Source organism: Polynucleobacter sp. AM-25C3 (assembly GCF_018882335.1).
Taxonomy (GTDB): Bacteria; Pseudomonadota; Gammaproteobacteria; order Burkholderiales; family Burkholderiaceae; genus Polynucleobacter.
The window spans coordinates 1-2,626 of the sequence record NZ_JACVOS010000028.1 but is presented as its reverse complement, the minus strand read 5'-3'; the positions used below and the strand labels follow the sequence as shown (position 1 = coordinate 2,626).

Below are 2,626 nucleotides of genomic sequence, written 5' to 3'. Positions count from 1 at the left end.
TTGGATGTGGACATACAATCATGAAAGACCGAACATGGGCTTAGGTGGAATTACACCAAAGCAAAAACTAGCACTTGCAGTACCAGCTTCTACTTTTAGCTTAAGTTAAAAATGGGGGGATTACCATGAAATCGTAAATCTTTTATTCCAAGTCTTGCGCAGGCCCTTGGGAATACGCTAGATACGGTACCGCCGCTATAGGGAAATATTAACTCTGGGTGTTTCCCTTTTTGGGCCATGACAATTTCGAATGTGTCATACCCGGTTTGCCATATCAAGCTTGCCTCATCATCCTTTCCCTTTTTCATGCGCGGATCTTTTCTATCTCTGACAAAAATAGTTTTTGTTTGTTCGTTAAGATCAGCCCACTTGAGTCCGCATATCTCTCCTAGACGGAAGCCCGTTCCGATAGCAAAGCGAATAAGGGTGCCCAATGGGATATCTCGCTTAGGTTGGGTAACCTCAAAATAGTAAATAAGTCGATCAATTTCTTCTTGGGTTGGCCTTCGTGTGCGTATCATTCCGTCGCCAATGATGTGGTTTAGTTCAAGAGCTCGCCTTGAGTTTTTGACGAGATTTTCATTGACCGCGTAGTTATTTGATTTTGCCCATCTCAAGACAACGCCAATGTAGCTAAACTCAGCTTGAAGGGTTGAGCCTCCAGCGCCCGGTAGCTGCTTTACGGTGCCATCCTTTAACGTCTGAGTTTTGGGTTTCTGCCGTATTTGTCCGTGCTTAATTAAGTCTTCGGTCTGCAGACTATCAATTCTCTTTTTACCTATAGCGCTATTTTGAATTAATTTATATGCACCAGTTTTGCTCCGTCTAAAATTGTGTCCCACTGCTTCAATATATTCATTAATTAGATCGCTTAAAGATAGGTGTCCTTTTTTATTGGTTAGGAGGGTGCCTTGAATCATCTGAGCTTCTACGAGTGTTCTGTAGCGCTTTGCATCAGTGATTTTTTTGAAGCTTTTTGCGGCATTCAGCAGCTTGCCAGTGGATTCATCCTTTTTTCGAACGCGCACTTTATAAGTGGTGCCCTTGGGTCCCTCATACGAGTAAAGTGCTGAGAGATTAGACTTATCAATAAGCGTTTCTTTGGTCGTAATTTTTGATCCCATAAACGAATTTTACTTTCAATTTAGGACAAATTTAGGACAAATTAATAGGGTTTTACTACGAAAAACAACGATTTATGACGAATGACTACGAAATAAAAACCAATAAAATCAATGGTATACAAAATTTAAGCCCCAAACGATTGGCCGTGGCACCCATGATGGAGTGGACAGATCGTCACTGTCGCTCTTTTCATCGCACGCTCACTAAAGATGCCGTTCTTTATACGGAGATGGTCACTACGGGGGCTCTCATTCACGGAGATGTGCCACGCCATTTGGATTACTCCCAAGATCAGCATCCTGTAGTTCTTCAATTGGGTGGCTCGGAACCTGCTGATTTGGCAAAGGCTGCCGAGTTGGCGCAGCAGTGGGGCTATGACGAGATTGATCTCAATTGCGGCTGTCCATCAGAGCGCGTGCAACGTGGTGCTTTTGGTGCTTGCTTAATGGCTGAGCCACAATTGGTTGCTGATTGTGTGAGGGCGATGAAGTCTGCTGTAGACGCGCCGATCTCCGTAAAACATCGCCTTGGTTTGGATTCCATGGATGCCGCCAACTCAGAAGTGGATTATCAATTTGCGCTGAACTTTATTCTTGCGGTAGCTGATGCGGGTGCTAGTCAGGTAACCATTCATGCACGCAATGCCGTACTCAAAGGCTTATCGCCCAAAGAGAATCGCAGCAAACCACCACTGCGTTATGAGGTTGCAGCAAAACTTCGCTTAGATGCACAAAAACAATTCCCCAATCTCAAGGTCTTGCTCAATGGTGGGCTGGAGAGTAATGATCAAATTGCCGGTCATTGGGATGATTTTGATGGCTTTATGGTGGGAAGGGCGGCTTACCATTTCCCAGCCATGTTGCTCGGTTGGGATGACTTAATACAAACTGATGGAGAGGCCGCAGGCTATCTCTTTAGCGAGACTGAATGGCATCGTATTCAGATTGCATTGGTGAAGCAGGTTCAGGCTTGGTTTGATGAGTGCCAAGCCAAAGGTAAACCTTTTTATATTGGGGCATTTACAAGGCATATCTTAGGATTGGCCCACGGCAGAGCGGGTTCTCGTTATTGGCGTCAACGCCTCTCAGACCATCACGCTTTGGCGAAAGTTCAAAGCAAAGCCGCTATTTTGGATTTCTTTATCGATGCGAGCTTAACCTTGGGGGACTGGGCCGCCTTTGAATTTGAAGGCGCCTAAATCAAGCATCCAAGCCATTTTTGACAGGGTTTTGCCTCAAAAGCTATAATCTGAGATCTTCAGTGGCGGACGTAGCTCAGTTGGTAGAGTCCCAGATTGTGATTCTGGTTGTCGCGGGTTCGAGCCCCGTCGTTCGCCCCACCGAATATTGCAGTTTCTAAAGCTCCCAATCGATATTTGAACTGACCCACAAAAGTTGGACACCAAATCCAACTCAAAGGGGTCAGCTTCATGAGCAAATACAGTACGCAGTTCAAGCTAAAAGTAGTTACTGAGTATTTAAAGTCTGGGGGCTACCTCAGG

2 protein-coding genes and 1 tRNA gene are annotated in these 2,626 nt (G+C 45.2%); 2 read left to right on the top strand and 1 reads right to left on the bottom strand.

Going from position 1 to position 2,626, the window contains the following annotated elements; translation table 11 throughout:
• Positions 1–95: 95 nt before the first annotated feature.
• Positions 96–1,124, bottom strand: coding sequence for a tyrosine-type recombinase/integrase (locus ICN12_RS10690; RefSeq protein ID WP_216272493.1), 1,029 nt, complete (start codon positions 1,122–1,124; stop codon positions 96–98).
• A gap of 74 nt (positions 1,125–1,198) precedes the next feature.
• Here ICN12_RS10690 and dusA point away from each other — a divergent pair, with 74 nt between their 5' ends.
• A complete protein-coding gene (gene dusA, locus ICN12_RS10685) occupies positions 1,199–2,323 on the top strand; it encodes a tRNA dihydrouridine(20/20a) synthase DusA (protein WP_216272492.1) in 1,125 nt (374 codons plus the stop codon).
• A 65-nt stretch (positions 2,324–2,388) separates the two neighbouring features.
• Positions 2,389–2,464 (top strand) — tRNA-His (locus tag ICN12_RS10680).
• Positions 2,465–2,626 lie beyond the last annotated feature (162 nt).

Bases quoted from the DNA above. Each gene is read 5' to 3' on its own strand.
- dusA (WP_216272492.1), top strand. From the start codon at position 1,199: ATGACGAATGACTACGAAATAAAAACCAATAAAATCAATGGTATACAA.
- ICN12_RS10690 (WP_216272493.1), bottom strand. From the start codon at position 1,124: ATGGGATCAAAAATTACGACCAAAGAAACGCTTATTGATAAGTCTAAT.